This window comes from Neptuniibacter sp. UBA6509 (genome assembly GCA_002435145.1).
Taxonomy (GTDB): Bacteria; Pseudomonadota; Gammaproteobacteria; order Pseudomonadales; family Balneatricaceae; genus Neptuniibacter.
Genome location: DJLT01000025.1, coordinates 918 through 1394, shown reverse-complemented (window position 1 = coordinate 1394; position 477 = coordinate 918). Strand labels below are relative to the sequence as shown.

Annotated in this window: 1 pseudogene; it reads right to left on the bottom strand. The window is 39.8% G+C overall.

From position 1 onward, the window contains the following. Nucleotides 1-124: 124 nt before the first annotated feature. Nucleotides 125-477, bottom strand: a pseudogene (locus B4K11_RS03415) (ABC transporter substrate-binding protein); the annotation flags it as partial.

Below are 477 nucleotides of genomic sequence, written 5' to 3'. Positions count from 1 at the left end.
CCTTAGGCAAACCGGCTGTATTCTATGCCATAACACTGCTTTTTGTCCATTCCGCTAATGCGAAAAGCCTAGATTTTAAGCAATAAACTATAAATTAATATCAATAATCATAAAGTCGAACTATCTACTCTACTTTTTCAGAAAACTGGTCCCAGCTATTTAGGCCATCACGCAACGCCTTTTGCATAAATCCATCGACCTCCATCTCCTGAACCACACGAGCCAACCGTCCTCTTAATACACCTGTATTACATTTAGATTTATGAGATATAGTTAAATATAGACCTTCACTACTAATAGCAGGATCCAGCACTTGAACCTTATCGGAATACCCCAATAAGCTCGCATATGCTAGTCCTGGGTTTTTTTCATAGAGAACATAGTCTGCACGTCCGCGTGTAACCATAAGAAAGGCTTGCTTCAGTGAAGCGACGTGACCAATATCCAGATTCTTTTTTGCATACTCATCAAACTCCT